Source organism: Ferdinandcohnia sp. SAFN-114 (assembly GCF_059415045.1).
On the sequence record NZ_JBPFDQ010000046.1, the window covers coordinates 1 to 1,273 of the forward strand.

Annotated in this window: 1 protein-coding gene; it reads right to left on the reverse strand. The window is 45.1% G+C overall.

What is annotated here, in order from left to right:
• Positions 1-216: hypothetical protein (locus ACR65M_RS15340; RefSeq protein ID WP_440273736.1), on the reverse strand; the 216-nt coding region annotated here is incomplete at its 3' end.
• Between the last annotated feature and the right edge of the window lie 1,057 nt (positions 217-1,273).

Here is a 1,273-nt window from a genome sequence, read left to right on the forward strand (position 1 = left end):
TTCGTCGCTGATAACATTGTGGCCAAATGGAATTGATTTGACTCTTTTTCTTTTTACACAATTATATGGACTTAATCGTTGGCAGGCGATTTGTTGTTCGAATTCCTCTACATAAGTGCGATGAACGGATTGGCGGTTGATTTCTCGTTCAAATTCCTCTTCATAAACGTAATGAACGGGATTGGCGGTCGATTTATTGCCCGAATTCCTCTTCATAAGCGTAATGAACGGGATTGGCGGTCAATTTATTGCCCGTTTTCCTCTTCATAAGCGTAATGAACGGGATTGGCAGTTGATTTCTTCCTCGTTTTCCTCTTCATAAGCGTAATGAACGGGATTGGCGGTCGATTTATTGCCCGAATTCCTCTTCATAAGCGTAATGAACGGGATTGGCGGTTGATTTCTTGCGCGTTTTCCTCTTCATAAGTGCGATGAACGGGATTGGCGGTTGATTTCTTGCTCGTTTTCCTCTTCATAAGTGCGATGAACGGGATTGGCGGTTGATATCTCTCTCGAATTCCTCTTCATAAGCGTAATGAACGGGATTGGCGGTTGATTTCTTGCTCGTTTTCCTCTTCATAAGTGCGATGAACGGGATTGGCGGTTGATATCTCTCTCGAAGTCCTCTTCATAAGCCCGATGAACGGGTTTGGCGGTTGATTTCTTGCTCGTTTTCCTCATCATAAGTGCGATGAACGGGATTGGCGGTCAATTTATTGCCCGAATTCCTCTTCATAAGCGTAATGAACGGGATTGGCGGTCAATTTATTGCCGGAATTCCTCTTCATAAGCGTAATGAACGGGATTGGCGGTCGATTTATTGCTCGTTTTCCTCTTCATAAGTGCGATGAACGGGATTGGCGGTTGATTTCTTGCTCTTTTACCTCTTCATAAGTGCGATGAACGGGATTGGCGGTTGATATCTCTCTCGAATTCCTCTTCATAAGCGTAATGAACGGGATTGGCGGTTGATTTCTTGCTCGTTTTCCTCTTCATAAGTGCGATGAACGGGATTGGCGGTTGATATCTCTCTCGAAGTCCTCTTCATAAGCCCGATGAACGGGTTTGGCGGTTGATTTCTTGCTCGTTTTCCTCTTCATAAGTGCGATGAACGGGATTGGCGGTTGAAATCTCTCTCGAAGTTCTCTTCATAAGCCCGATGAACGGGATTGGCGGTCGATTTCTCGCTCGAATTTCTCTTCATAAGTGCGATGAACGGGATTGGCGGTTGAAATCTCTCTCGAAGTTCTCTTCATAAGCCCGATGAACGGGA